Origin of the sequence: Oryzibacillus soli, from assembly GCF_051594765.1 — a bacterium.
Lineage (GTDB): Bacteria > Bacillota > Bacilli > Paenibacillales > NBRC-103111 > Paenibacillus_AR.
The window spans coordinates 19,985-46,239 of the sequence record NZ_JBPPGJ010000029.1; the positions used below are offsets into that span (position 1 = coordinate 19,985).

The following is a 26,255-nucleotide window of genomic DNA, read 5'->3' on the forward strand; positions in this document are numbered from 1 at the left end:
CTTCGCATCTTCTGTTGTTATTGCTTGCTTGCCTCTCGAATAGCCTGATCCTCTCTTTGCTTAATACCTTTGACCGCCTCATCGAGCGATTTCTGGCCGGCGAAGTACAACTCAGATTCCTGCATCACGATGTTGCTGTATTCGCTCATGGCCGTTCCCAAAAGCTTCTCTTGGGTGAAGCCCAGTCCGTTATCAATCAGCGCTTTCCGAAGATCCTCTGTTGTTACACTTCCCTGCGATTTGTCCGCGATGTTCTGCAGCACGGTGCTCATGTCCTCTTTGCTCAAATTTTTCTGCGCTGGGAATTCTCCCCTCACCTTGTAACCGTTCTCGGCGAAGAAGGTGAGGAAATCGAACGCTTCCTTCGGATGGGCGGATTTTTTATTGATTCCGTATGCTGCAGTAACACCAATGTTGTTGTTGCCCTTTCCGTCGTCTGGTACCGGTGGCTGGACAACGCCCCACTTCCAGTCACGCGGGTATTTCTCCCAGTTGTTCAACGATCCCAAGTACCAAGTGCCAATGAAATGCATGGCATACTTGCCTTCCAAAAAACCGAGATTAGATAGCTTCTTCGTTTTGAATTCGATCCAAGAAGGCTGAATTTTGTGAACGCCGCTCAGATCGTTGAACCATTTCAGCGCATCTTTGAAAGCCGGATCGTCATAGTTGGAGGTGCCGTCCTGTTTATATCCGGGTACGTCCTTTTGTCTGGCCTGCAGGTACAAATAGTTATCGAACGTTAGCATGTATGAGCCGTAAATACCCTTTTCTGGCTTTGTCAGCTTTTTTGCTGTTTCGATATATTGGCTCCACGTCCATTTGCCGCTCGGGTAGGGAACGCCCGCTTCGTCGAAAATCTTCTTGTTATAAAATACCGCCCACATCGACAAGTTAATAGGAATGTAGTATACTTCGCCTTTATATTTGGTCAGTGATTCCCCATACATTTTGTCCATATCGTAGTTTGCTTTTTTCGCTAAGTCTGTAAGCGGATACAAAAATCCTTTGGATGCGTACTTGTTCTGATCCAGCGGATTGGTGAGGCCGATCAAATCCGTCGTATCGCCAGAGACCATCGAAATATCAATTTTCTTCGTAGCTTCTTCAAGCGAACCCGGCAAAATGTTCAGCTCCAGCTTATTGCCGGTCTTGGCTTCCCACTCTTTTTTCAATTTGTCGTTGGCGGAACCCTCTTGCCAGTCTTTTTGAGAGGCGGAAGTAATAAACATGGAGATCGTGACCGGCTCAGCCTTCTTCGACACGCCGCCCGTTGCACTGCTCACCGATCCATTCGCTTCATTCGCCGCATTTCCACATCCAGCCAACAGGCTCACTGTCAGTGCTGTCACCGAACTGATAAGAACCCACTTTTTCTTTAACCCATGCATAAATGCGCCTCCAATTTCGTGAATGGTAGTAGATTACTGCTTACGAAATTTATTGTAGAAAGATTGCTGTTAAAAAAACAGGGGACGATTTTTGGATTAGGTTCGATCTTTTTGAATGTTGCGGGTTGTCAAGGTTGTCGCTTTACACCGGAATATTCGATAAATTAATATAGACGTAAGGAGTGATCCCAATGGTCAGAAGCTATAAAATACTGATTGTCGACGACGAGTTCGAGATTCGGGAAGGTCTTCGATCCTTCTATTGGGAGCGGTTTCATTTCGAGGTAACGGGCTGTGTGGCAAACGGCAAACAAGCACTCGACATGATGCATAGAGAGGCTGCCGATGTCGTCGTTACCGACATTAAGATGCCCGTCATGGACGGAATTGAATTAAGCCATCAACTCCGCGTTCTCTACCCGCAAGTTAAGATTATCATCTTGTCCGGATATAAGGAATTCAATTTGGCGCGCAGCGCCCTCCAAGCGGGGGTAACTGAATATTTGCTGAAGCCCGTCAATCTGAAGGAGCTCGGGCAGACCATGCACCATGTTAAATCGCTCCTAGATGCTGAAAAGCAATCTTCTGAATTGCTCCAATCCTATGAGCTGCAGCTAGCCGAAAGCTTACCAGCGGCAAGGGATCATTTTTTTCGTTCGCTTATCGATGGCACCTTACCGGAATACCACGAAGCTAAGGAAAAAATGAGTTTACTCGAAATCGAGATGAACGCCAGCAGTTTTTGCTGTGCCTCCATCAAGCTCATCCCGATCGATGACCACGAAAGATCCACGCCAGGCGCAAACAGGATAGAAACGATGTGCAAGTTGCTCGAACAACAGCAAGAAGAAGATCAACACCATAGCTATGTGCTCGTTCGAAACCGCAGAGAGATTGCTGTCTTCTTCAATATAAATGCGGAAGCCGCCGACGCCCGCCGGGCGGCGTCACTGGTGTTAAAGCGGGTAGAATGCGCCTTTGAAGCTGAAACCGGATGGCACTCCGTTATAGGGTTGGGCGAAGTTTATCGGAATCTACTGTCCTTTCCCGATTCATACCAACAAGCGAAAAAAATGATGGACCGTTGCTTTTTTATGGAGCGATACGGATTGTTTGTTTGGCACGAATCCGCTGGGGGTTCGAGCGGACTTAAGGAATATCCCTTTCAGACAGAAAGTAAATTGCTCGACGCCGTACTGGAAGGTGCCCCTGAAGGCAGTCTGCAGCAGCTCCACCTTTTTTGGGAGGGCTGCGATCTTGGGCTCGAACATGCCGAACCGGCGACGATCCGCAAATATATCGTCCCCCTGCTGACGATGCTCGAGCGAAGACTGAACCTGCATGGTACTTCGCTTGAGAAGCTGGCCCCGCTGCAAGCGTCTTTAACCGATTTTATCGACCCCTTCCGCACTTTGTCCCAGCTAAAAGCCGCATTGGAACGTTTGATTGTAGAGGTTGCACGGCAAATCAAGAAAATGAACGATGATGTGCAGACAACCTCCCATACGGCTGTACAGCAAGTGAAAAAATATATTGAAGAACATTACCGCGACAAAATTACATTGAACCAAATGGCCGATCTTGTATATTTGAATCCAAGCTATTTCAGCATGCAGTTCAAAAAAGAGACAGGCGTCAACTTTGTCGATTATTTGAAATTTTACCGAATGGAGAAAGCGAAAGAGCTGCTGCGCCGAATCGATCTCAAGGTGTATGAAATCGGTGGATTAGTCGGCTACCAGGATAGGAAATATTTCGCAACTACCTTCAAAAGCTATGCCAAGGTTACACCGCTGGAATACCGTCAATCGTTCATCACTTATTGAAAGCGGTGCTGATATGGGAAGTATCCGAAGCAAGTTGAATCGCATTCTCTATCGGTACACCATTCGAAAAAAACTGCTCATCTGTTCCATGCTGCTCACATTGACTCTTGCTTCCACCTTTTATTGGCTGTCGGAAGCTTTCGTTAATCGCCTTGTCGTGCAGGAGAAAGCGGCACAGCAATTGAACGAGCTGAAGCAGAATGCCACCTACTTCAAATCTCTCTTCGCTGATATGGACGCAACTACGAACAAGCTGGTTGGCGAAGACACAGTTCAGGCGGCAGTTAGCATTCCGTACCGGAGAGACAACTTCATCCAGATCGGGGAATTGGTGCAGACCCTGACGACTGAGATCAACGATACGTTCCTTTACCACGATTATATCGACCGGATTATCGTATTGGGCAAGAATGATCTCGTCTATATGTACGCTTTTGATGTAGGGGGAAAGTATGCGGGGACTGACTTTAGGTTCGACGACTGGCTGCATGCAAGCCCCGTTTATCCACGCAATATGCAGGAGGGCGTTCCATTTTATAGTCAAGTTATAGGTGCGATTGCCGACGATACGGGGGATCAGCAAGTGTTGCGAGATTTGATCGAAGGCAAGATCGCCTACTTCCGATCCATCCGCCTAGAAAATGACATCATAGGCACGCTGATTGTCACCTTCAATACGGCACAGTTCGCCAAAGAAGTGTTCTATGGCTTAGATCCCGATGAATCTCTCATGATGATGACCAATCGACAAGTGCCGATTTGGAGCAGCTCTCCCGGTCGCATGGATGTTGATTCCCTCACAGCCCCCTTTCTTCATTTGGAAGATGTCTCCTACCGGGTAGCCCAAATAAACGGTCAGCCCTCGCTGCTTACGCACTATCCGCTTTCTTCTTATCCGTTCGAATTTGTAAGCGAAATTCCCAAGGCTGCGATTCTTAAGCACGATACGAGACCGAATTCCGCCATCGTCGTTTTTGCCTTGGTCTCGTTAATCTTTGTAGTGCTCTTGTCGTTCTGGTTTGCCGGAACGATAGTCGAACCGTTGCATGAGCTGACGCAAAAACTGACCGAAGGTTTTGCCGGATTGCAAAGCCGTTCCTCGGTGGAGCCTCGAATCGTCTTGCCAAAATACAGCGTTCGCTCGAAGCTGATCGCCTATTTTGTGCTTACGACATTCTTGCCGAACTTGCTTTTCGTCTTGCTCCTCACTTACGTCCATTATGGACATTATCAGAGCAAAGTGATGCAATTTACTGAAAGTACGATTCAACAGCTAAAACGGAATATCGACTACAGTTTGAAAAGCTACGACACGTTAACCCGGCAACTGATCTATTTGCCGGATATCCAGCAGCTCATGCGGAAATCAGAATCAGGCGGAGTGAAGTCGGATGACATGATTGTGTTAGAGCTGCAGTTCGGCAATATCAAGCAGCGAAAACGAGAGTTTATGTCCATGGAGCTGTACAATCGCAGCGGAGAGAGAATTTACACCGGCATTTATTCGGATAACGTGCCGATTGCGAGGACGAATCCGCATATTTTCGAGCGGTTGGATCACAGCTCGGGAGAGCTGCTGTTTATCGGATCCTACCGCAATTTATATCGGTCGCCGGTACTTACGTTTGCTCGCAAAGTGAGCAACAGCAGCGCATCAAGCCTTGGGGATCGTTTAGGGTATCTGATCGTGAATATTGAACAGGACATGCTGAACAATATTTTTCGTACGCTTCGTATCGGAGATTCGGGCTATTTTTTTCTGATCGATGCGAACGAAACCATCCTGGCTCATGATAACGACGACCTTACCTCCCATGTGCTGGACATGGCGGATCCAGTCACAGCCGAGATGATGCGGAATCCGTCCGGTTCCTATGCTAAGAATATCGGGAGCAAACGGTATATGGTTTTCTTTGATACGGCGTCCTATTTCGGTGTGAAGATGGCCGGGATCGTTCCTTCCGCCGAACTGAAAAAAAAGGTATACATGCTCATTTGGTTCGGAGCCGCGTTTTTCGCTCTTTTCGGCATGATGATTATCGTTGCGGCTACACTGATCTCCAGAACGATTATCAACCCGCTGCATAAGCTCCAGAGCTTGATGCAAGATGTACATGACGGTAACCTCGAAGTACAGATGAATTACAAGGGCAAAGACGAAATCGCCATTCTGGCCCATTATTTTAACAGTATGATTAAACAACTAAATGAGCTGATCACCGAAGTGTATCAATCGAAAATCCGTGAGCAGGAGCTCATGTTTCTTGAGAAGGAAGCGCAGCTGCGGGCGCTGCAGCAGCAAATTAATCCGCACTTCCTGTACAATACACTTGAATCGATCAAATGGATGGCGTTCAGGAAAGGCTCCGAGGAAATCGTCGAAATGACGACCGCTTTGGGTCAGTTCTTCAGAGGCAGCATTACGAAGAGCGCCGGTTTGATCCTCATGGAGGAGGAACTCAGCCACCTAAAACATTACCTGGATATTCAAAAAATTCGAGCGAAATCCCGCTTCGATATCATTTGGGACGTTGCGGAAGCGCTACATGCGTGTCTGACAGTGAAATTAATCTTGCAGCCTATCGTGGAAAACGCCATTATACACGGATTGGATCAGATGGAAGCCGATGGCCTTCTGCTAATAAGAGGTTATATGGACGGGGACCACATGTATATTGACATCCTCGATAACGGCGCTGGAATGGCGGAGGAACAATGGCTTGAGTTGAAGCGAATCGTGGAAGGTTCGCAAGGAAACGGCCATTTCGGTATTGGACTGGTCAACGTATTCCGTCGCCTGAACCTATATTTTAATGATCGATACGCATGGAGAATTGACAGCAGACCAGGCAGAGGAACCCTAGTGCAGCTCCGTTTGCCCGTACTGACCTTAGATGATCCAAAAAACCGTCAAGGAGAGCTTCCCTGACGGTTTTTGGAATGCCCTTGCTCCGGGCTGATGACGCTGTTATTCAGTGATAAGAACTTGATCAAAATTCACAGATGAGCCCGCTGTACGTAATCCAATTTTACCGGAGGTCAACTCAGTGTTCGTCACGCTGATTTTAGGAATTCCATCGACATAACCGGTGATTTGATTCCCGTTCACCGTGATCTTAAGGGTATACCACTGATTGATATTGCTCGTGAAAGAAGCGGATTGGACTGACTCTAAGGTTCCGCCAACTTTCTTGATAAGATCGATTGTCCCTGTGCTGTTGTTGAGACGGAACGTATAGAAGTTGTTGCTGTCCGTATATCGGAACAAAATACCACCGTTCGCATACAGATTGAGCAATTTCATTTTGGCGGAATACGTATAATTGGTCCAGGTTCCGCTGCCTGCCGTTGAAATAGCCTCTCCTGCCGTATTCGTCTGACTGTATACATAGGATCCATCTGTAACAACGCTCCAGGTTCCGCTGCTAGCAGTCCAATTATTCGCGTTTCCTGCTTCAAATTCATCCTGGAACAGCGTATTCGTTGTCACCAGCACATCATCGAAACTGGCCGGGGAGCCGTACATTCTAAAGCCAATCGAGCCGCTCGTCAGTTCGTTGACACTGTTCGTCGAGCTGATTTTTTGCACGCCGTCTACGTATGCAGTTATCTGATTGCCGGAAACGATTACTTTGAGGGTATACCATTGATTGATGTTGTTGGTCAACGCTGCGGACTTGATCTGATTAAGCGTTCCACCCACTTTCTTGTATAGCTCCACCGTCTGGTTCGCGTTATTAAGCCTGAACATGTAATAGTTATTGTTATCCGTTACCCGGAACATTAGGCCTGCATTCGCTGCAGGGTTAAGCAGCTTCACTTTGGCTGAATAGGTGTAGTCTGTCCAATTGCTGCCCGCTCCGCTTATTGCCTCGTTCGTTGTCGCGGATTGATTATACACCTTTGTTGTGCCATCCGTGATGACGCTCCATGTTCCGCCTGACGTTGTCCAACCCGTTGAATTGCCATCATTGAAATCATCCTGGAATAGGACGGTGGCTTGTGTTGCAACTTCGCCAGGACCTTCGTATGCGCCCCGATCGGTTACACTATTATAGGGTACCGTATTCCCCCAGTAATCCAGCCCGCCGTTGTTGGCAATGGTCGTTCCGCTATCAATAGCGGGCGAGCCTTGCAGCAGTTTGTAGCCAGCGACCGAATTGCGGCCAATACCGCCGCTTCCTGGACTAACAAACATTGGATCGGACGTTAATTTATGGGGATCTGCTGGCTCGGAAGTAGGGTGATTGCCATAAAACAGATTGTAATCGAACGTATTGTTCGTGCTATTCGTGAAGTCGTAGATACCGCTGCCTAAATTGTAAATAATGTTATTCTTAAACGACGTGCCATTGGGGTAACCGCCCCAATCGTCGTAATTTAACAGCTTGGGCGACAGCCCGCTGCGAACGTAGATCGTATTGTTATATATGCTCGCATTGCTCACGGGACCATGAACGTTAAAAATTTGGTTCTTATCGTTCTGACTAATGTTGTAACGCACAATCGTATCGTTGTTGAAATTACCCATGCCTGGATTGCATATCAATACAAAGCCGCCATCGTTGTCATGACTGTAATTGTATTGGATGATCGTTCTGTTGGTCACATAATCGGAATCGAAGCCTTGCCCATCCATTGTCGTATGAGTCAAATACGCTTCATTGAATTGAACCACCGCATCGTCGGTATTGAATGGCCATATGCCTCCACTGTTATCGTTGGAACGCATGTTGGCATCGCGGGCCGTGTTGTATTCAATACGCGGCCCCTGGGCGACACGCACCAGAATTCCGTCTCCCCCCGTATCGTACACGGTATTATTCTTCACCAGAACATTCGTCCAAGGATTCCATGGTCCGGAATCCGCCATGCCCCCGCGGTTCATCCAACGGGAATGAAGAGTAATTCCTGTGCGATCCACGGTATATACGATGCAATCCTCGATGCGAACGTCGTTGAATTTCGTCGTAGTAGTGCTGCCCAACGCTTGTACGGAGATGCCGCCGTTCTTCCTGTCCGAATTAATGCCGTTGACATTGTGAACGGTCAGGTTCTTCAAGTAAATATGGTTAGCGGTGCCATAATCGGCGGCCACAACGCTAACACCATACCGTTTAACAGCCGTCCCGCCGGAATTGGTCACTTCCAGGTTATTAATTTCCCAATATTCCTGATTGTACAGATAGACAGCGGCTCCTCCTGTCGCATCAGGATTGGCGGCCAAACCATTGCCGTTAATAATCGGCTTGTTTCCTGTTCCATACGATTCGATGATAATGGGGCTGCCATTGACGCCAGAGCCCTTCGGATACAGCTGGCCGGTCCACACTCCGCCCGCTTTGAACCTGATGGTGTCTCCCGGCATGAAGGTTGTTGCATTGACTTTGGTCAGTGTTTTCCAGGCTGTTCCCTGAGTGAGTCCGTCCCCGCTATCATCAGGACGTGAAGAATCTACATAGTAGATCGTTCCCGCTGCCTTTGCTTCCGGCGCAGGATACGCAAAGAAGGATAGCAGAAGAAGCAGGAAAAAGAATGTGCGTGATATTGCGAATTTCATCAATATAATTCCCCTCTCTTAACGTAATTCCAGTTTGTCAAACTGTTGTTCGTCCCATTGGACGGTTACATTGCGAATTCGTTGTGCCAGTTCCTGTTGATAGACAGAATGAACATAATCGTCTATAACATTCGAACGAATGGATGCTAACGGTTGAGCACGCTCCTCCGTTTTATCCAGACACGTTGCCATAAACCAGCCATTCTCCACTTGCTCGAATCCGCTTGTTTGACCTGCCGAAAGACCTGCCGAGATCACCTTCAATCGCTCACTCACCTCCGTTTCCTCCATTTTACTGCCAAGCAGATACTCACCGAATTGGACCTCGGCAGGGCTTGCCGTCAATGCTTTCACCACCTCCTTCAGCGAAGTTCCTTGCTGGGACAGCTGCTGCGCCATGGCCATGAGCTCCTTCGCCTGACTGCTCTTGTTGGAAATGAACAAGACCTCCATCTGAGCCGTTCCCTTTTCGGTATACCTGGTCTTGTTTTCCTCGTAATATCGGTGTATTTGCTCCTCATCCGGCTTGTATGCCGAGTCGGCCAACCGCTGCTTTAATTGAATGATCAAATTACTGAACACATACTCGTAATAGGTATCCGCATTATACTGTTGGGGTCCGTAGATGACGCGATGCTCCTGTAACGCTTTCTTACGCGATTCATTTTCGTCATGCAGCCGCTGCAAAAAAGATTCATAGCCGATATCTTCGATCAATCCTTCCTGCCTAGCCCATAATTGTTGGACTTTGATTTCCTTTAGCCTTTCCAATGTAAGCCCTTTCAATTTTTGGATTGGCTTCTCTCCGCCAACCTCCGTTTGCCAGAAATCTAGGCTGTCCTCAAGTCCATATCGCTGCATAAAGTAAGTGTATACTTTAGCTCTTTGAGCATTCGCCAGAAGCTGTACCTCCTTAGCGTCAACTTTCTCCCCGTCGACAACGGCGATAGGCGGAGGGCTTATAGCATGAGGCCTATCGGCAAACGGCATGAAGCTTAGAAGAGCACTCACCACAACAGCTGCAATCGTTGCCAATTTCAAGTATGTCCATATATGCCAGGTTCTTTGAATCATTGCATCAGTCCCTCCCATCTAAATAAATTGGTGCGACATTGAGATTCCTATATGTATTATAGGAGATAGAATAGTTTGGAATATAGGGGGCTGATTTTGGAATAGTTTCGATTTTTTCAGCAGAAAAGCGTTCGTTTTTAACAGAAAGAGCAGCTGCCGGCCGCGGCGAACTGCTCCTACAAGAACTGCAATTGTATCCTGTACCCATGCAAGACGATCATCCATATCAAATTACAATTGAATAATAATACAGATTATTGTATTATAATGCATATTATAGATGGGAGGGTTCCGAATGTCGCTTATCATCAGATGTGCTGAGTCAGATGATCTGAACAGTTTGACCGAGATCATGTATGAATACATCGTTGATTTTTATAAAAACCCTCGGCCTGCCACTGAAAAACTTCATCAGTTGATTCATACCTTATTAGAGAAAAAAGAAGGAGTTCAGTTTGTGGCTTTGCTAGATGGAAAGGTAGTTGGTTTTGCTACATTATACTTCACATTCAGCACGATGAAAGCAGATAAATACACGGTCATGAATGACCTTTATACACGGGAGCCATATCGAGACACTGAGGTGGAAAGAAGCTTGTTTAATGAATGTCTCAAGTACACCAAGGAGCATTCATTCACTCACATGTCGTGGATCACAGGGATGGATAATAAACGAGCTCAACAGTTCTTCGATAAGATGGGCGGTACTCAAGGGAATTGGGTTCACTATACCATGAAGTGAACAGCAGCTCTTTTTATTTCAATACAAAGTCGGAATAGGCGGACACGATACGGCTTGAATAAATCTCGGGTCTATCCCGTAATAGGTCCAGAAATACCCCGTCCACCGGTAACCGGATACTTCTCCGTATTCCACTCGAGTGGGAAAGAACCAAAAGCTGTCGCCATTCCAAAGCCATACATACGTATAACTGTGTACACAATCAATAATATAGGATACGTCGGGTTTGGGAGGGATATAAGTTGGGGGCGGAGACTGAGGCATCATGGACATACGCTTCACTCCTAGAAGAGATTTGATATGTTTACCATATGTAGGTAAACGTCCCGATGACCTAGTCTTCCGCCCAGTTCTACTCACTCCTAGAAGCGTCCGCAGAACGCACGGATATACTCGCAACACTCCTGAGCGGCTTCCTCCTGCAAGAAATGACCGGCGTTCTTAAAGGTAACGATATCCCGATTCGTTAAGAATTCTGACCACGTTCTGAGTTCCTGATCACGAAATGCGATGTCCTTCTGGCCCCACAAGATCAGTGCCGGCAGAGCTTGAATGGCCTCCCTTCTACTCCACAAAGACTCCAGCCATGGGGTTGCCCCGATGATCTGCCCTGGGAACAGACTGCAACCGATGCGTTCGCGCGGGCTCGGCAAAGCCTTCAAGTAATGGCGATGAACAGCGGGCAGCAGCTTGGATGGATCCCCCATTGCCTGCTTCATGATGACCCGCGCGAACAGATTGAAGCGCCGAATCATGAGCCTCCCTATGCTTCCCCCAGCAAATCTGCTGAACCTCTCGTAATGAGGATCACCGCGAACCGGCCACATCCATGTGTTCAAGATAATCAGACGTTTGATATTGGCAGGCTCCTTCAGCGCGTAAGACAATCCGATAGGGCCGCCCCAGTCCTGGACTACCAAGGTTACGTTCTTCAGTTGCAGGGAGTGAATCAGCGCTTCCACATGCTCCGCATGTCTGGAGGGATGATAAGACCAATTCTCAGGCTTATCCGATAAGCCGAACCCGATATGGTCCATGGCGACGCATCGGAAATGCGGGGACAGCGCCTTAATAAAATTCCGGTACAAAAAAGACCAGGTCGGATTTCCATGCACCATCACGATGGGATCCCCGTTGCCCTCGTCTACGTAATGCAATCGACCTGCGGGAAGCTTCAAATAATGGGAGCGAAAAGGATATTCCGTTCTGTCCAACCATTCCAAGCCAGGCATAGTACCCTCCCCTTTCTCGATTCGATCGATTCAAGTTATTGGATTATGGACCGAATGGCTGCCAGCTCCTGAAGCAAGTGTTCAAAACGTTCCGCTCCGAACTCCTGTTCAACCGTGTTCTGAGCCTGTTGCCAGAGTGGCCACGCCTCCTTCAAGGCTTGTTCTCCCTCTGGTGTCATGGTGATCAGACGCAAGCGGCGATCTTCTCCCGTCACCATATGGATCAGCTTCTTTTCCCCAGCCAGATTGATATTGCGGGTCACGGTCGTTCGGTCCATCCCCATGACCTCGGCCATACGATTGATGCTTACCGGCTGCATCGCGGCCAGATAAGCTAGCAGCCCGAATTGGATCGCGGTCAGTCCGGACGGCGCGAGGCTGCGGTCATAGAAGTGGGCAAGGAGTCGATCCGTCTTGCGCACATTCGTGAAGGCACAGCGTAAACCCGGGTTCGTGTTGAATGGAGTACTCATGGGATATCCGTCCCCTTCCGTCATATATGTGTATATACACGTATATTACCTTAACAATTCCGAGCCGTCAATATTTGGCAAATGAAAAAGGCTGCCATAAGCGGCAGCCTTTTGAATGTAATTACTTCTTAGTCGCGTTCGTTTCTACAGCTGCAGCCTCTTCCTCAGTCAGAGTACGGAAGGTGTAGCCGGACCTTCTGATTTTGGCACCGTCACTCATGTAGATGATCTCGGTGTTCCAGCCGGAGATATAGGCGGGACGACGTTGGATGATCCCTCCATCGATAATGTAGACGAGCTCTTTTTCCTTAATGGCGGCTTCAAACTCATTATCCGTGACGATGGATTGTCCTTTTTTTAAGGTTGACATTTTACACTCCTCCAGATGCAAGTCATAGACAGTTACAATACCTCAAAAGAGGCAAAATGTCTACAACAATATTTTGTTTTCCTACAGCTTCACGATCTTCGTGGCGATGTGCTCGCAAAATTCGCGGTCATGTTCGACAAACAGGATCGTCGGGCTGTACTCCAGAAGCAGCTCTTCGATCTGGATCCGGGAGATCACATCTATGAAGTTCAGCGGTTCGTCCCAGATGTGCAGGTGGGCATTCTCGCACAGGCTCCTGGCGATCAGCACCTTCTTCTTCTGTCCTCCGCTGTAGGAGGACAGATCCTTCTCGAACTGAACACGGGCGAAATCCAGCTTGCGGAGAATGGCTTTAAAGAGGCTTTCGTCAATCCCCGCCTCTCGGGCATATTCGGTCAACGATCCGTTCAAATGCGCCGTATCCTGGGACACATACGAAATTTTCAGTTGGCTGCCGATTCGCACGGTACCGGTATAGGGAATATTCTCACCAAGGATCATCTTGAGAATACTCGATTTGCCCGATCCGTTCCGTCCGAATAGCGCAATCCGGTCGCCCTTGTTGATCGTGAAGCTCACATCCGTACACACGGTCTTCTCTTCATAAGCAATGGAGACTTGGTTCAGCTCGACGAATTGGCTCTTGTGGTAGGCCAGCTGGGAGAGCTTCAGGCTTTCGGAGGATTCGATATTTTTCAGAAGCCCGGCTTTTTCCTCGATCGCTTGCTGCTGCCGGTGCTCGAGATTTTTGGAGCGCTTCATCATCTTGGCCGCTTTATGCCCGACATATCCTTTATCCACTTTGGAGCCGGAATTCAGCGTCCCGTTTTTCGTCTTCTCCACTTCATCGGACCAGTGGCTTGTTCTTTCCGCGGCATGTGCCAGCCGTTTGATATCTTTTTTTAGCTTCTCATTTTCGGCCCGTTCGTATTGATCCTGACGCTCCTTTTGCTCCCACCAGTCGGTGAAGTTCCCTTTTTGAATCTCAATGCTGCACTTATTGATGGATAAGATGTGATCCACACAATGATCCAGGAACGCCCGGTCGTGAGAGACCAGAATATATCCGCTTTTCGTCTTCAGATACTGGCTAACCAATTGGCGGCCTTCCAGATCCAGATGGTTGGTCGGCTCGTCGATCAAGAGAAAGCGGTTCTCCTTCAAGAAAAGCGCCGCGAGCATCACCTTGGTCTGCTCTCCATTGGATAAGCTATCGAAGGGGCGGTACAATACGTCTTCGGATACCTTAAGCAAGCTGAGCTCCCGCATGAGCTCCCAATGGACATAATCGGGATAGATCTCCTCGACGACATCCAATACCTGGTTATCCATCTGCTGGACACGGAACGGGAAGTAATCAAACTGCACCTGGGCGGATATCGTGCCCTGGTACTCATATTTGCCCAACAGCAGATTCAAGAAGGTGGTCTTCCCCCTCCCATTCCTCCCTGCGAATCCCAGCTTCCAGTCTGTATCCATGTTAAAGCTGACGTCTTCAAATATCGGGTCATAGCTCCCGTCATAAGCAAAGGTTAAATGCTGAACTTGGATTAATGACATACAGATCCTGCTCCTTTACAAAAAAATAAGCTGCAAGAAAGTTACTTTTCTCGCAGCTCATTGCATAATAAGGCAATCCAACCCTAAGAGCCGGAAAGCCATATCGTATGAGTGGAAAAGAATAAGTAACCTTCTTGCTGAATCATAATAAAACGGATCACCACACCTCTTAAGGGTGCAGTGTCGTACCGATTTATTATCATCATGATTAGCAAGAGACGATTACCATTATCCTCTTCAACTCCATTCGTAAAGGTAATTGCATCTTAACATAGAGGAATCCTGTTATTCAAGATGTGAAGACCGGAAAGAATGGATATAGTCATTCCTTCTTCTTTATATCCTATCGCCTACAAAAGAGACATAATAAATATTATGTAAACTACCGGTCTACCCGTTCACCTTCATACCCCAGAGATAACCAAGCAGGATCAATTGAGCGATCAAGATGGCGGGAATTCCGATATAGAAGGACGCGTGCTTCGTCTTATGGCGGTAAAGCTGCATCCCGGTGAAGATCCCGATAGATCCCCCAAGGATGGCCGTGACGAACAAGCGGCGTTCCGGTACCCGGTACCTTCCCTTCTTCGCCCTAGCTTTATCCGACCGCATCATCATGATCCCCGCCGCGTTTATCGCAAGCGCATATACAAGCAGATAGATCCACATATCCTTCCTCCTCCTGTTCAGGTACAACGATATCACACCGATTCCCATTCGTCACTCTCGTACGGTGATAACGGGGGGGGGCCGCCGCGGACATGGCAAGAGGCCGCCGATTGTCCGGCAGCCTCTTGCAGAGACTTCGATTCAGATGACCACTTTGCGGTCGTTCATGCTCTCAGAGGAGTGGCTCTTCGGTCCAAGACCAAGGGCCTTTGACGTGTAAGCGTCGATCTCTTGGATGAGCTCCGGGTTCTTGGACAGGGAGATCCCGAAGGAAGGGATCATTTCTTTGAGCTTCGGCTCCCACTCCTTCAGCTTCTCTGGGAAGCATCTCTGGATGACCTCCAGCATGACGGATACGGCCGTGGATGCGCCCGGGGATGCGCCAAGCAGGGCTGCAATGGAGCCGTCCGCCGCGCTGATGACTTCGGTGCCGAATTGAAGAATCCCCTTGCCTGCTGATGTATCCTTGATGACCTGCACCCGCTGTCCCGCCACCACCAGCTCCCAATCCTCGCTCTTGGCATTGGGAACGAACTCACGGAGCGCTTCCATGCGCTGCTCCTTCGATAACAGTACCTGCTCGATCAAGTATTTAGTGAGAGACATATTTTTGACGCCGGCGGCCAACATCGTAAGGAGATTATTGGGCTTGACGGAAGTGATCAGATCGAACATGGATCCGAACTTCAGGAACTTCGGCGAGAATCCGGCGAAGGGTCCGAAGAACAGCGACTCCTGATTGCCGATGTATCGTTTATCCAGATGAGGCACTGACATGGGAGGAGCGCCTACCGGGGCTTTGCCGTATACTTTGGCGTGATGCTGAGCCACGATCTCCGGCTTCTTGCACACCATGAAGATGCCGCTGACCGGGAATCCACCGATGCCGCGTCCTTCCGGAATGCCAGACTTCTGCAAGATATGCAGGCTGCCGCCTCCGGCGCCGATGAAGACGAACTTGGCTGCATGTCGCTCAACGGCCCCATTTTCCAGGTTGCGTACCTTCAGCTCCCAGCTGCCGTCTTCAGCCCGCTTAATGCCGTCAACTTGATGCTTGAACTTCATTTCCACATTCTTGCTCTTCAGATGATCGAACAGCATGCGCGTTAAAGCGCCAAAGTTAACGTCCGTCCCGGTCTCAATCCGCGTGGCAGCGATCGGTTCATTCCCATTCCTGTCCTTCATGATCAAGGGAATCCAGTCCGCAAGCTGTTCCGGACGATCGGAGAATTCCATCCCGTGGAATAACGGATGCTTGGACATGGTTTCATGCCGTTTCTTCAGGAAGCTTACATTTTGCTCCCCTTGTACCAGGCTCATATGAGGCAAGGGCTCGATGAAGTCCTGGGGATTGCGGATCAGCTTGCTGTTGACCAGGTAGGACCAGAACTGCTTCGAGACCTGGTACTCTTCGTTGGTCTTGATCGCTTTGCTGATATCGATAGAGCCGTCCGTCTTCTCCACCGTATAGTTCAGCTCGCAGAGAGAGGCATGCCCTGTCCCTGCATTGTTCCATTCATTGGAGCTTTCCTCCCCTGCTTTGTCGAGGCGCTCCAGAACAGTAATATTCCACTCCGGGACTAATTCCTTCAGCAGTGACCCCAGAGTCGCGCTCATGATGCCGGCACCAATCAAGATAACGTCTGACCTAGTTAGTCGGTTGTTCATTTTTACCGTCCTCTTATTGAATGAATTATTTACTTACTATTATATGATAGTTATTAGCTATTTGAAAGCCAGAAAAAAGTGAGAGGTCAACTAGTTATATGGAATTATGCCCGCAAGTGCGATTCCGTCTGCTTCTCCCTGTATTCGGTCGGGCTACAAAAGTACACTTTGCGGAACTGGCGAGCGTAGTAATTCTGATCTCTGAAACCGCTTTCTTGTGCAACCTGGAGAATCGATAAACGATTGTTCCGGAGCAGCGTGCATGAATATTCCAGCCGCCGGCGGATGATGTAATCCACCGGGGTGGTGTGGAAGGTCCTCGCGAACTCACGCAAGAACTGCCTCTTGGATAGAAAGGCCCGGTCCGCCAGCTCCTGAAGCGTAACCTGCTGCAGGAAATGCTCCTCCAGGTAGCTGATGGACTCGGCGATCCGAAGTGCACGGTTCTCCAACTGGCCGCTGTTGGCCACATAGAACCGGGATAGCGTGCCGATAAGCGCGGTGAAGTAGGAACGGATCATCATCCGGTATCCGTCATGACGGGAGTGATGCTCCTCGAGGATCAGATCCAGCATCCCGGTTACCTGATTCAGCTGCCCGGGAGACAGCGTGAGCATGCCTTTGAAGTTCATCTCCTTCCGGTAGAAGGGCTCGAAGTAGAACAGCGCCTGGAAGCCGGGCATGAGCTTCAGCTCCGGCGGCTGCACGATCTGATCCGGATGGAACATGACGTTAAAGTACTGAATGCCGCGGACATCCTTGTAGCCATGGGACACGTTGCCGTGAATCAGGAACACTTGGCCCGCGGATATCGGATATTCTCTTCCTTCGATGATGTGGACGGCACTTCCGTCCAGAATGACGACAAGCTCAGAATAGTCGTGGCTGTGAATGTCAAAGTCATGGTTCAGAGGGCACTTCTGGATGTTGAAGATAAAATCGGGCTCCAGCCCTTGTTCTCGGAATAAGCTTTTTCTATTCATGTCACTATTATGCTAAGAATAGTCGTTTTCGTCAAGGCGAACACCGTTCCGATGCAGTACCATGAGGAGGAGAACTCTTCACGGAGGTGCCCTATGAAGCGCTATCAATTCAGAGCCCAGTGCCGTCCCGGCATAGAGCCGGAGACCTTCGTCCGCGAGGCGTCGTTGGGGCTTCAAGATCGGATGAGCGAAGCCGGCGTCCGTCATCTATGCCTGTTCGGCTGGAACAGCCAGCTGTTTCTCTATTATGAGAGCCTATCCGAGGAAACGGCTCCTCACTCTCTTCTCTCCTCTTCGGAATCCATGCTGGAGCTGTGGCCGGGGGCGGATATGCCCAGGAGCTGGGTGCCGATGCTCGACATCTTTCATTATCAGGTGCCTGCAGGTGTTGCGCATTGGCAGCGGACCAATCCGGCGGCCAAGCCGTATGCGCGTATTGCCCGGCTGAAGCCGGAGCAGGCGGCCAGCTATATTTTTTACCATTATCAATATCAGGAGGAGCGGCCCGGTGACGGGGACAAGTATGGGATTATCGCGCTGCATGAGAATCTGATGTTCTTCTATTCGGAGACTCCGGCCACCATCGAACCTCCCCCCTACCGGGGAAAGCTGACGACGTCCAACACCCCGGCGGACTGGATGGGCGTTATGATGCCCCACTTCTTGTTATGGGAAGGCGAGACGGTCTCCAACCCCGTATGGATGGAGCTTCCCCTTCTGCTGCAGGCCTGACACCATTCCATATAAATGAGGAGCATACTGCCGATGAGAACCAACTATTGCTTGAACGGCGAATGGGATTTTATGCCTCTCTACGGAGGCGCTGCTGGCTTCGAGCTCCCACCGGAGCCGGTCTATGAGGAACGGAAGGTGCAGGTGCCATCCAGCTGGAGAGCTTCGTACCGGCGGCCGACGGGCAGGAGCTTCGGGGTCATTCCCGAGCATGATTATGCACCGTGCGATCTGTTCGGCTATCCCCAGGAGTGGGCGCAGGCGGATGCAGGGGTGCTGCACCGGACCATCCGTCTACCTAACTCGATGGCGGGCGGTAAGAATAGACTTTTCCTTCGCTTCGACGGGATCATGCAAAAAGCGGCGGTCTACTTGGACGGCGAACGGATTGGATGTTGGGAGGACGGGTATCTCCCCCTTCTCGTTGATGTGACGGACCAGGTTCAGCCGGACACTGACCACGACCTGCATGTGGTGTGCGGCAGCTTCGATAAGGTGACACTACCTTCCGGCCAGCAAAAAATCACCGGACTGGCGGGCTCCTGGTTCGGAGCACTGGCCCGGGGCATCTGGCAGGACGTCACTCTCGAGAGCCGTCCTGCCTTCTCCCTCTCGGATATGTCGATCCGTACGTCTGTCCGGGAGAGGCGCTTGGAGGTCCAAGCCGAGGTGAGCCCCCCTGCTTCCTCCGATTTAACCTCCTGCAAGGCTGCCCTATTCGTTCGCGAGTGTGACGGACGACAGCCCGTTCTGCAGGCCGAGGCTCAAGCAGCAGAATGGCTGCGGCAGCAGGATGGGACATACCGGGTCCGATTCATGCTCGACTGGCCCGATGCGAAGCTGTGGAGCCCGGACCAGCCCTTCCTCTATCGGCTGGAGCTGGTGTTGTCGGACGGGAACGAGATAGGGGATCGGCTGGAGGAACGCTTCGGCTTCCGGGAGATCCGTACCGAGGGTCCCCGCTTTCTGTTGAACGGCATTCCCCTTAATCTGCGCGGCGACTCCTGGCACTTCCAAGGAGCGATCCAGCAGACGGAAGACTATGTCCGCAGCTGGTACCGGATGTGCAAGGAAGTCGGAATCAACTGTATCCGGCTGCATGCCGAGCCCCATCCTTCCTATTATCTCGACATCGCGGACGAGGAAGGGATGCTGATCGTCGACGAGACGGCTATCTACGGCTCCGGCAAGTCCATGCTGGCTGATCACCCTGACTTTCTGGACAATTGCAGAGCCCACGTCCGCAGACTCGTCCAACGGGACAAGAATCACCCGTCCGTGATCCTTTGGAGCCTGCAGAACGAGATGCGTTGGGTGGACGGACGGGACGGCTTCAAGCTGCACATCCCTTCCATGATGGATAGCATCCGGGAGCTGGACCCCACACGCCCCATCCTGGTGGAGGGCGACAACCGGCTCCTTGCCAAAGAGCATACGGAGATTGAGAGCCGGCATTACAACATCGACGGAACCATTGCCCAATGGGACCGGGTGGTGCCGTTGGTGTTCGGTGAGCATGGCGGCTGGTGGTATGTCTGCCCCCAGAACAGCAGCATGTACGTCGGTCTGTCCGCCTACCGCCATACCGACCAATGCGTCAAGGGCTTAGCCGTGAAGGAGAAGCTGTTCGTGGAGTACGCCAGGCGCCAAGAGGTATCCGGCATCGCCACCTTCAACTTCGCCCATTATTTCATGCGAGCCATGCCGGACCGGGATATTCCCCTGTCTCCAGGCGCGCTGGACACGCCCGGCCCGAAGCCGCGTGTCATACCGCGGTATTCCTTGACGCTGAACAACGGGCTTCTTCCGGATGAATATCCGTCCTATAAGAAGAATCCGTCGTTCGACATCATGGCGGCGGCCTTCAAGCCCGTCACCATCATCCCGGCGGAATACAACCGCTCCTTCTTCGATGACGAGCCGATCGTGCGGAGCTTCGATGTCTATAACGACACGCTTCATACGCGCAGCGTCCAATTGCAGTACGAAGTGCGGCAAGGAGATCATATCCTCCATCGGGAGCAGCTGGAGTGGGTCCAGAATCCCGCCGAACGCAAGTCCGTCACTATGGAGTGGAGACCGGAGCCCGTCTCGGATACGGCAGAGCTCCGCTTCCTCGCCGTGCTACTGCACGATGGTGCTCTCGTGCATGAGCTTAGTCTGGATTACCGACTGGTTTCCGCAAGCCGGAAGAACACGCCTGTAGAAGTCGGACGGCCTGTTGCTTACATCGGCGGAGATGCTGACTTCCGCATCATACGGACCTTTGCCCCGGCCTGCATGCGGCTGACACCGGATGGAATTGAAGGGCTGACCCCGGATCACCTGCTGGTTGCCGGCAGCAGGCTGGAGGATCCGGACGGTCGGCTGGAGAAGCAATTGCAGCGTTACGTTGCGCTTGGCGGACGGGTCCTGCTTCTGGAGCAGCATCATCTTTCGCTGGGGAATCTGGCGATATCCAGACAGGACTTTATTCGCGCGCATTCCAGCTGCTATGATCATCCGGTGCTTCAAGGTCTCTCCGACGACGACTTGATGTACTGGCACGAGGATATTCAAGAAGATGGCCCCCTGCCGATTATCCATGCCGCCTTCGAGAAGCCGGTCCAAGGAGACTTCACGATGCTCCTGGAATGCAGCTCCGGCGATTTCGGGGACGGCGGAGATCTATGGTCCCCTCTCCTGGAGTACCACAATGGGAACGGCCTGTTCATCGCCAATCAACTGGAGCTGATGCAGCATGCAGACCGGGTTCCGGAGGCCTGCCTTCTCCTGCGCAATCTGCTGACATACCTGGGCGCAGCCGATATCGCCTCGGTCCGGACCGGAGTATTCGTAGGAGCCGGGAGCGGGACGGTGCCTTTCCTTCGCTCCCTAGGCTTGAAGTTCGATCTGCTTCCGGATCTCCGATCCCTTCGGCCGGAATCGTATGGTCTCCTTGTGGTTGATCCGGGCCTGCTGGCGGACCCGGTGTCTGCCTCGGCGATTCAGGCCTATGCACAGAGCGGCGGTAAGGTCGTGATTCTTCCGGCAGTACCCGGTCAAGAGAGCGGGCTGATCGCGCTGCTGAACCGGCCGGCGATGATCCGGGAGCATGAGACCTATCATCTGGAGATGGTCTCCGAAGCTCCAGCAATACGAGGGTTCAGCCCGGTGGACCTGTTCGGCTTCGACAAGGTCTTCTTGTCTCCACGCGAGGTGGTGAACCGGCCGCTGGCCGCCTACAGCCTGGAGATCCCCGGCGCGGCGGTGTGGTGTGCAAGCGTGGAGGGCACGGCCTGGAAGGATTATTACGTCGGACAGTATACGGACGAGTACAGCAGGGTGGCATTGGTGGAGCTGAACCGGGACAAGGCGCAGCCTGCGGGCAGCTTCATGCTGCAAGCCGAAGCGGGTCAGGGACTTATCGTGTTGTCCCAGCTCTTGCCCGACCCGGACAGCGACAAGTCTATTCGTCTCTATACCCGGTTATTGGCCAATCTGGGGGCGGTCTTCGACGACGGACTTCTGTCCAAGTCCAAGGGCGACGCCCAGTGGGCGGTGGAAAAGATCATGGCCCTCCCCTGTCGGCCCTATATGGATGCGGAAGCGATGAAAGCCTATTACATCGATCCGGAGTTTTCCCTGAACAATCTGGGGGAAGGACTGTACGGCTGGATGCTGAAGAAGGAACGCAGCCCCACGGACGGCTCCTTCGTCATTCGGGAGCCCATGAAGGACCGGTGGTTCCTGAGCTGCTTCGTTCACCTGCATGAGCCGGACGATGGCACATCCAACCTGGAAGGGCGGATCGGGCAGCTTCATGTGAGCACGAATGCAGCCTATGAGATTTATATGAACGGCACGGTGGTTCCCAATCCGGAGAAGCGCATCACCCTGAAGCCTGGGCTGAACCGTCTGATCGCGATTCTCCAAGGCGCAGACGAGGAGATTCGGTTCCGGATGGTGTTCCGGAATGCAGACGGCACTTACATGCGCAACCTGCAATATAAACTGACCATTGATGAAGTGGAGCCCAAATAGCGGCTTGCGAAGGAGGATAAGCACCCGATGACCGAATCCAAAACACTCCAACAGCTGCTCCAAGCGGCGGACGCCAACCTGACGGCAGTGAACCACGCCCTGCCCGTGTGGGAGATCCCCGGGTATTATTGGGATACAGCCGGCCATACGGCGGCCAAGCGGTTGATGGAAGCGGATGTGCAGACCGCCTATACCACGGCACTGGCTTACCGCTGGACCGGACGTTCCGCCTATGCGGACAAAGCCAAGGAGCTGCTCCATGCCTGGGCGTCCGTTAATCAGTCCATTGCGGGCCATGACGGCCCCCTGGTTTCCGCTTATCTGGGAGCCGGACTGCTTCAAGCCGCGGGATGGCTTCAAGCTTATCCCGGCTGGACCCGGGAGGATCAAGACCGGTTCACCGGCTGGATGACCCGGGTGTGCCTGCCGGAATGGGAGAGTATTCCGATCCGGAACAACTGGTGGAACTGGAGCCTGTATGCCCGATTGGCCTTGTTTCGGTTGACGGGCGACTATGCCCGGTTCGAGGAAACGGCTGTTCAACTGAAGGAGCATATCGACTCCTCCCTATCGCCGGATGGACTGATTCCTGAAGAGACCATGCGGGGCAACAAGGCGATCTGGTATCATTACTTCGCCTTGGCTCCTGCCACCGCCGCCGCGAAGCTCATCCGGGACGTAACGGGCGAGGACTTGTTCCACTGGACCTCCCCAGGCGGCAAAAGCCTGAAGAAAGCGCTGGACACCTTATTCTATTATGCCGTTGAGCACTCCTCGGAATGGCCCTATGAGAAGGACCAGAGCCTTCCGGAGCCGTTCGCGTCCGACACGTGGCCGGTGGATTTGTTCGAAGCCATGTCGATGATTTATGATGAGCCCGACTATGAACGGTTCGTTGCCCCCCACCGCCCTGTAATCGGCAACCGGAACCGGAACACCGGCTTTTTCCATTCCTACGCCTGGAATTACCCGGAGCTTCAATTTTGATCGCAAAAAGGCCCTTCCGATCGATGTCGGAAAGGCCTTTTTTAACGTGCGGTTATTGAATTACAGGTGGTTCCAGTAGGTGACATCCTCCACCGGCAGACGCGCTTTCGGGAAGCCCGGGTTCAGAGCCTTACCGATGGAAATCAGCATCACCGGCACCAGGTTGGAGGGGATCTTGAACTCCTCGATCAGCTTCTCAGCGGAGAAGCCGCCCATCGGAACCGTATCGTACCCGTGAGCCTTGGCAACCAGCATCAGCTGCATGGCCACCAATCCGCCGTCCACGAGAGCGACGCCGCGTGCGACTTCCGGAGGCATGGAACGGTAGGCTTCCTTCATCCGGGGAACGTAGCTGTCGCGGGCTTCCTTGGGCATGCCGGCTTCAACGGCAAGATCGTAGATTTTGTCCGCTTGCTTGTAGGCCTCTGTGTCTCCGAGCAGGATGACGGTGGCGGCGGAGTCCACCACTTGCTTCTGGTTATTGGCGATCGGAAGCAGCTTCTCCTTCACGGCCGGGTCATCGACAACCAGGAACCGCCAGGGCTGGAGATTGGACGAGGACGGTGCCAGGGCTGCTTCGGCCAGCATCTCCTTCAGCTCTTCGGCAGGAATGCGGACGGACGGATCATAGCTGCGGATGGATTGGCGCTCCCGAATAAGGGTGAAGAAATCCGATTGAACTTTTTGAGTCATATGAGTTTCCTCCATTCATCAACTGTTATAGATTTAATTACTGTTTCTTTAATAGTTACAGTATAAAAAGAAGCGCTCCGTCTGTCAACAGGAACGCCATATTTTTTCCAAAAAATATCTGATCCCAGGGTTACTCGGAACGGTGAAACGGTCAGAACTCCAACCCCGGCATAGCAGTTATGCCTTCCTCGTAATAATGCTTCACCGCCACGACCTCCGACACTAGATCCGCCGCGGCGATCACCTCCGGCTTGGCGCCCCGACCGGTCAGCACGAGATGCAGGTGCCGAGGCCTGCTGCGGATCAGCTCCAAGACTCCCTCCAACGGGAGAACGTCGTCAACCGGGAATCGGTCGATTGCCAGCGCATTGTGGATCTCATCCAAGATCACCATATCCCAATCGCCGTTCATCACTTCCTCCCGGGTCATCGCCCAAGCCTCCCGAAGCGCGCTGCGGTGCTCCTCCGGTGTCTTAGTCCACGTGAAGCCGACTCCCAGCTGCCGGACGTCAATTCCGATCTGGGTCAGGATCAGCTGTTCCCCATAGCTGCGCTTCGGTGATTTGATATACTGAAGAATCAGCACCTTATAGCCCCGGCCCGCCGCACGAACGGCCAGCCCGACGGCTGCGGTGGTTTTCCCTTTGCCATCCCCTGTGTAGACCAGGGTATAGCCCTTCCTTTTGCTTCTCTTGTCCGGTGCCGTCTGTTCCGTCTCACTCATGTCCGCTTCCTCCTCTTCTTCTCCTGTACGCTGCACATCTCGCAACCAGCCGCTTGGCGGCTTCCGGATTCGAGGCGAAGTGCACGTGGGTATATCCCGCCGTTAAGGTATCGGTAGCATAGCCGTCTTGGCCGGCTCCGCGCAGTCCTTTGGTATCGTAAGCGTGAGGGTAGATCTCCGAATCGGGAGTCAAGGTGGAATAATGATACTCGTGTCCCCGGATCGTATCCCCCTCGGCCAGGAGCACGCCGTCCCGGAGCCCCGTTACCTCCCGATAGCCGAAGGACGAGAGCTTGGACTGCATCCGCACCTCTGCGGGAATGATGCCCGCCATCGGGAACGTCCGGCCGGACTGGTCCGTAATGGAGCGGCTCAGATACATATATCCCCCGCATTCGGCGAATATCGGCAGTCCCACCTCGGCCCGGGCCTTCAGATCCCGGCCCACATGTCCGGCCTGCGCCAGCTGCTCCGCAAATTCCTCGGGGAAGCCGCCTCCGATATAGACGCCATCCGCTTCCGGCGGTACCGGCTCCCCGGCTAAGGGGCTGAACGGTTGGATACGGGCTCCCAGCTCTTCCAACAGCTCCAGATTCTCAGGGTAATAAAAGTTGAACGCCGCATCCATGGCTACGGCGATGGTGAGCGAATCCTCCGTCTGAGGATTCACGTCCGCTTGATCCGTTCCGCCGGCAGGCGTGGAGAACACCCACTTCTCCGGCCAAGGCAGGGGCGGGACCCGGCGGGCCAGCTCCAGCAGCGCGTCCAGATCCACACCCTGCTCCACCGCATCCGCCGCCCGCTCGAAGAACGGCTCCAGCTCTCCCCGTTCGATGGCAGGTACCAGTCCCAGATGCCGCTCCGGCACCTGGAGCCCCTCTTCTCTGCCCAGCCAGCCAACCACCGGGATGCCGCATACTTGCTCGACGGCGGCTTGGACGAGGCGGAAGTGGGCTTCACTGCCGCATTGGTTGGCTATAACGCCGGCGATCCGGCCCGGACCCGCCAGCTCGCGGAAGCCCAGCACCATGGCGGCCGCTGTCCGGCCGATGCTGGAGGCGTTTACGACCAACAGCACCGGTGCGGCCAACAGCTCGGCGATCTCCGCCGTCGATCCGGTATTGGCCAACGGATCCTTCCCGTCGAACATGCCCATAACCCCTTCGATCACGGAAATGTCCGCTTCTCTGGATCCTCGCAGGAAGATCTCCCTCATCACGTCCAGAGTCGTCATCCAGGTGTCCAGATTCCGGGAGATTCTGCCGGTGACTGCAGTGTGATAGCTCGGATCGATGTAGTCCGGGCCGCATTTGAAGCCTTGCACCGCCAGCCCGCGGCGTTTCAAGGCCGCCATCAGACCGATGGTGACGGTCGTTTTGCCGGCACCGCTCCCGGTGCCCGCTATCACCAAGCGGGGGATTCCGCCCCCTATCTCGGATATCATGCCGTTCCGATCCCTCCTTCTGAAGCCCCAGCACGCACAAATAAGCATCTCCGCCGGGAGATGCCTACGCGTATCGAATCCACTTACACCACCCTATGACGCGT

At 52.3% G+C, this 26,255-nt stretch carries 19 protein-coding genes; 6 read left to right on the forward strand and 13 right to left on the reverse strand.

Annotated elements, in window-relative coordinates:
• Positions 1–17 precede the first annotated feature (17 nt).
• The gene (locus tag ACSEXW_RS26475; protein ID WP_438449196.1) at positions 18–1,391 is read right to left on the reverse strand and encodes an ABC transporter substrate-binding protein; all 1,374 of its coding nucleotides are present in this window, start codon (positions 1,389–1,391) and stop codon (positions 18–20) included.
• Positions 1,392–1,582: 191 nt separating this feature from the next.
• Here ACSEXW_RS26475 and ACSEXW_RS26480 point away from each other — a divergent pair, with 191 nt between their 5' ends.
• Together ACSEXW_RS26480 and ACSEXW_RS26485 are read left to right on the forward strand one after the other, a co-directional pair.
• Entirely contained in the window at positions 1,583–3,217 is a 1,635-nt protein-coding gene (locus ACSEXW_RS26480; protein WP_438449197.1) for a response regulator, read from the forward strand.
• A gap of 13 nt (positions 3,218–3,230) precedes the next feature.
• Positions 3,231–6,146, forward strand: coding sequence for a sensor histidine kinase (locus tag ACSEXW_RS26485; protein ID WP_438449198.1), 2,916 nt, complete (start codon positions 3,231–3,233; stop codon positions 6,144–6,146).
• Positions 6,147–6,185: 39 nt separating this feature from the next.
• Here the strand turns inward: ACSEXW_RS26485 and ACSEXW_RS26490 are convergent, their stop codons facing one another.
• Together ACSEXW_RS26490 and ACSEXW_RS26495 are read right to left on the reverse strand one after the other, a co-directional pair.
• Positions 6,186–8,777 carry a 3-keto-alpha-glucoside-1,2-lyase-like domain-containing protein gene (locus tag ACSEXW_RS26490; RefSeq protein WP_438449199.1) on the reverse strand — a complete coding sequence of 864 codons (2,592 nt, stop codon included), beginning with the start codon at positions 8,775–8,777 and terminating at the stop codon, positions 6,186–6,188.
• An 18-nt stretch (positions 8,778–8,795) separates the two neighbouring features.
• Complete coding sequence (locus tag ACSEXW_RS26495) at positions 8,796–9,851, reverse strand: peptidylprolyl isomerase (RefSeq protein WP_438449200.1); 1,056 nt, start codon at positions 9,849–9,851, stop codon at positions 8,796–8,798.
• A 295-nt stretch (positions 9,852–10,146) separates the two neighbouring features.
• Here ACSEXW_RS26495 and ACSEXW_RS26500 point away from each other — a divergent pair, with 295 nt between their 5' ends.
• Positions 10,147–10,593, forward strand: coding sequence for a GNAT family N-acetyltransferase (locus ACSEXW_RS26500; protein WP_438449201.1), 447 nt, complete (start codon positions 10,147–10,149; stop codon positions 10,591–10,593).
• 362 nt (positions 10,594–10,955) lie between these two features.
• Here the strand turns inward: ACSEXW_RS26500 and ACSEXW_RS26505 are convergent, their stop codons facing one another.
• From ACSEXW_RS26505 to ACSEXW_RS26535, 7 genes are all read right to left on the reverse strand, one after another.
• The gene (locus ACSEXW_RS26505; protein ID WP_438449202.1) at positions 10,956–11,825 is read right to left on the reverse strand and encodes an alpha/beta fold hydrolase; all 870 of its coding nucleotides are present in this window, start codon (positions 11,823–11,825) and stop codon (positions 10,956–10,958) included.
• 35 nt (positions 11,826–11,860) lie between these two features.
• Entirely contained in the window at positions 11,861–12,298 is a 438-nt protein-coding gene (locus tag ACSEXW_RS26510) for a MarR family winged helix-turn-helix transcriptional regulator (protein WP_438449203.1), read from the reverse strand.
• Positions 12,299–12,419: 121 nt separating this feature from the next.
• Positions 12,420–12,668, reverse strand: a complete 249-nt coding sequence (locus ACSEXW_RS26515; RefSeq protein ID WP_438449204.1) for a hypothetical protein — start codon at positions 12,666–12,668, stop codon at positions 12,420–12,422.
• An 81-nt stretch (positions 12,669–12,749) separates the two neighbouring features.
• The gene (locus ACSEXW_RS26520) at positions 12,750–14,228 is read right to left on the reverse strand and encodes an Lsa family ABC-F type ribosomal protection protein (RefSeq protein ID WP_438449205.1); all 1,479 of its coding nucleotides are present in this window, start codon (positions 14,226–14,228) and stop codon (positions 12,750–12,752) included.
• A gap of 390 nt (positions 14,229–14,618) precedes the next feature.
• Positions 14,619–14,897: a DUF1294 domain-containing protein gene (locus ACSEXW_RS26525; protein WP_438449206.1), complete on the reverse strand. Its 279-nt coding sequence runs from the start codon at positions 14,895–14,897 to the stop codon at positions 14,619–14,621.
• Positions 14,898–15,038: 141 nt separating this feature from the next.
• On the reverse strand, positions 15,039–16,565 hold the full coding sequence (locus ACSEXW_RS26530; RefSeq protein WP_438449207.1) for a malate:quinone oxidoreductase: 1,527 nt from the start codon (positions 16,563–16,565) through the stop codon (positions 15,039–15,041).
• A 104-nt stretch (positions 16,566–16,669) separates the two neighbouring features.
• Entirely contained in the window at positions 16,670–17,548 is an 879-nt protein-coding gene (locus ACSEXW_RS26535) for a helix-turn-helix domain-containing protein (RefSeq protein WP_438449208.1), read from the reverse strand.
• 93 nt (positions 17,549–17,641) lie between these two features.
• Between ACSEXW_RS26535 and ACSEXW_RS26540 the strand changes: the two genes are divergently transcribed.
• The 3 genes from ACSEXW_RS26540 to ACSEXW_RS26550 are packed head-to-tail and all read left to right on the forward strand — an operon-like array spanning position 17,642 to position 23,290.
• Entirely contained in the window at positions 17,642–18,280 is a 639-nt protein-coding gene (locus ACSEXW_RS26540) for a hypothetical protein (protein ID WP_438449209.1), read from the forward strand.
• 33 nt (positions 18,281–18,313) lie between these two features.
• Positions 18,314–22,303: a glycoside hydrolase family 2 protein gene (locus ACSEXW_RS26545; protein WP_438449210.1), complete on the forward strand. Its 3,990-nt coding sequence runs from the start codon at positions 18,314–18,316 to the stop codon at positions 22,301–22,303.
• Positions 22,304–22,330: 27 nt separating this feature from the next.
• A complete protein-coding gene (locus ACSEXW_RS26550) occupies positions 22,331–23,290 on the forward strand; it encodes an alginate lyase family protein (protein ID WP_438449211.1) in 960 nt (319 codons plus the stop codon).
• Positions 23,291–23,350: 60 nt separating this feature from the next.
• Here ACSEXW_RS26550 and ACSEXW_RS26555 read toward each other — a convergent pair whose 3' ends face one another.
• The 3 genes from ACSEXW_RS26555 to ACSEXW_RS26565 all read right to left on the reverse strand — a co-directional run bounded on the left by ACSEXW_RS26555 (position 23,351) and on the right by ACSEXW_RS26565 (position 26,151).
• Positions 23,351–23,983 carry a nitroreductase family protein gene (locus tag ACSEXW_RS26555; RefSeq protein ID WP_438449212.1) on the reverse strand — a complete coding sequence of 211 codons (633 nt, stop codon included), beginning with the start codon at positions 23,981–23,983 and terminating at the stop codon, positions 23,351–23,353.
• A 151-nt stretch (positions 23,984–24,134) separates the two neighbouring features.
• Positions 24,135–24,707: a cob(I)yrinic acid a,c-diamide adenosyltransferase gene (locus ACSEXW_RS26560; RefSeq protein ID WP_438449213.1), complete on the reverse strand. Its 573-nt coding sequence runs from the start codon at positions 24,705–24,707 to the stop codon at positions 24,135–24,137.
• Complete coding sequence (locus ACSEXW_RS26565) at positions 24,700–26,151, reverse strand: cobyrinic acid a,c-diamide synthase CobB (RefSeq protein ID WP_438449214.1); 1,452 nt, start codon at positions 26,149–26,151, stop codon at positions 24,700–24,702. The genes ACSEXW_RS26560 and ACSEXW_RS26565 overlap by 8 nt, the downstream gene beginning before the upstream one ends.
• Positions 26,152–26,255 lie beyond the last annotated feature (104 nt).

Coding starts and splice junctions, on each gene's coding strand:
- ACSEXW_RS26550 (WP_438449211.1), top strand. CDS start 22,331: ATGACCGAATCCAAAACACTCCAACAGCTGCTCCAAGCGGCGGACGCC.
- ACSEXW_RS26520 (WP_438449205.1), bottom strand. CDS start 14,228: ATGTCATTAATCCAAGTTCAGCATTTAACCTTTGCTTATGACGGGAGC.
- ACSEXW_RS26555 (WP_438449212.1), bottom strand. CDS start 23,983: ATGACTCAAAAAGTTCAATCGGATTTCTTCACCCTTATTCGGGAGCGC.
- ACSEXW_RS26565 (WP_438449214.1), bottom strand. CDS start 26,151: ATGATATCCGAGATAGGGGGCGGAATCCCCCGCTTGGTGATAGCGGGC.
- ACSEXW_RS26495 (WP_438449200.1), bottom strand. CDS start 9,851: ATGATTCAAAGAACCTGGCATATATGGACATACTTGAAATTGGCAACG.
- ACSEXW_RS26530 (WP_438449207.1), bottom strand. CDS start 16,565: ATGAACAACCGACTAACTAGGTCAGACGTTATCTTGATTGGTGCCGGC.
- ACSEXW_RS26500 (WP_438449201.1), top strand. CDS start 10,147: ATGTCGCTTATCATCAGATGTGCTGAGTCAGATGATCTGAACAGTTTG.
- ACSEXW_RS26560 (WP_438449213.1), bottom strand. CDS start 24,707: ATGAGTGAGACGGAACAGACGGCACCGGACAAGAGAAGCAAAAGGAAG.
- ACSEXW_RS26485 (WP_438449198.1), top strand. CDS start 3,231: ATGGGAAGTATCCGAAGCAAGTTGAATCGCATTCTCTATCGGTACACC.
- ACSEXW_RS26540 (WP_438449209.1), top strand. CDS start 17,642: ATGAAGCGCTATCAATTCAGAGCCCAGTGCCGTCCCGGCATAGAGCCG.
- ACSEXW_RS26515 (WP_438449204.1), bottom strand. CDS start 12,668: ATGTCAACCTTAAAAAAAGGACAATCCATCGTCACGGATAATGAGTTT.
- ACSEXW_RS26480 (WP_438449197.1), top strand. CDS start 1,583: ATGGTCAGAAGCTATAAAATACTGATTGTCGACGACGAGTTCGAGATT.
- ACSEXW_RS26525 (WP_438449206.1), bottom strand. CDS start 14,897: ATGTGGATCTATCTGCTTGTATATGCGCTTGCGATAAACGCGGCGGGG.
- ACSEXW_RS26510 (WP_438449203.1), bottom strand. CDS start 12,298: ATGAGTACTCCATTCAACACGAACCCGGGTTTACGCTGTGCCTTCACG.
- ACSEXW_RS26505 (WP_438449202.1), bottom strand. CDS start 11,825: ATGCCTGGCTTGGAATGGTTGGACAGAACGGAATATCCTTTTCGCTCC.
- ACSEXW_RS26475 (WP_438449196.1), bottom strand. CDS start 1,391: ATGCATGGGTTAAAGAAAAAGTGGGTTCTTATCAGTTCGGTGACAGCA.
- ACSEXW_RS26490 (WP_438449199.1), bottom strand. CDS start 8,777: ATGAAATTCGCAATATCACGCACATTCTTTTTCCTGCTTCTTCTGCTA.
- ACSEXW_RS26545 (WP_438449210.1), top strand. CDS start 18,314: ATGAGAACCAACTATTGCTTGAACGGCGAATGGGATTTTATGCCTCTC.
- ACSEXW_RS26535 (WP_438449208.1), bottom strand. CDS start 17,548: ATGAATAGAAAAAGCTTATTCCGAGAACAAGGGCTGGAGCCCGATTTT.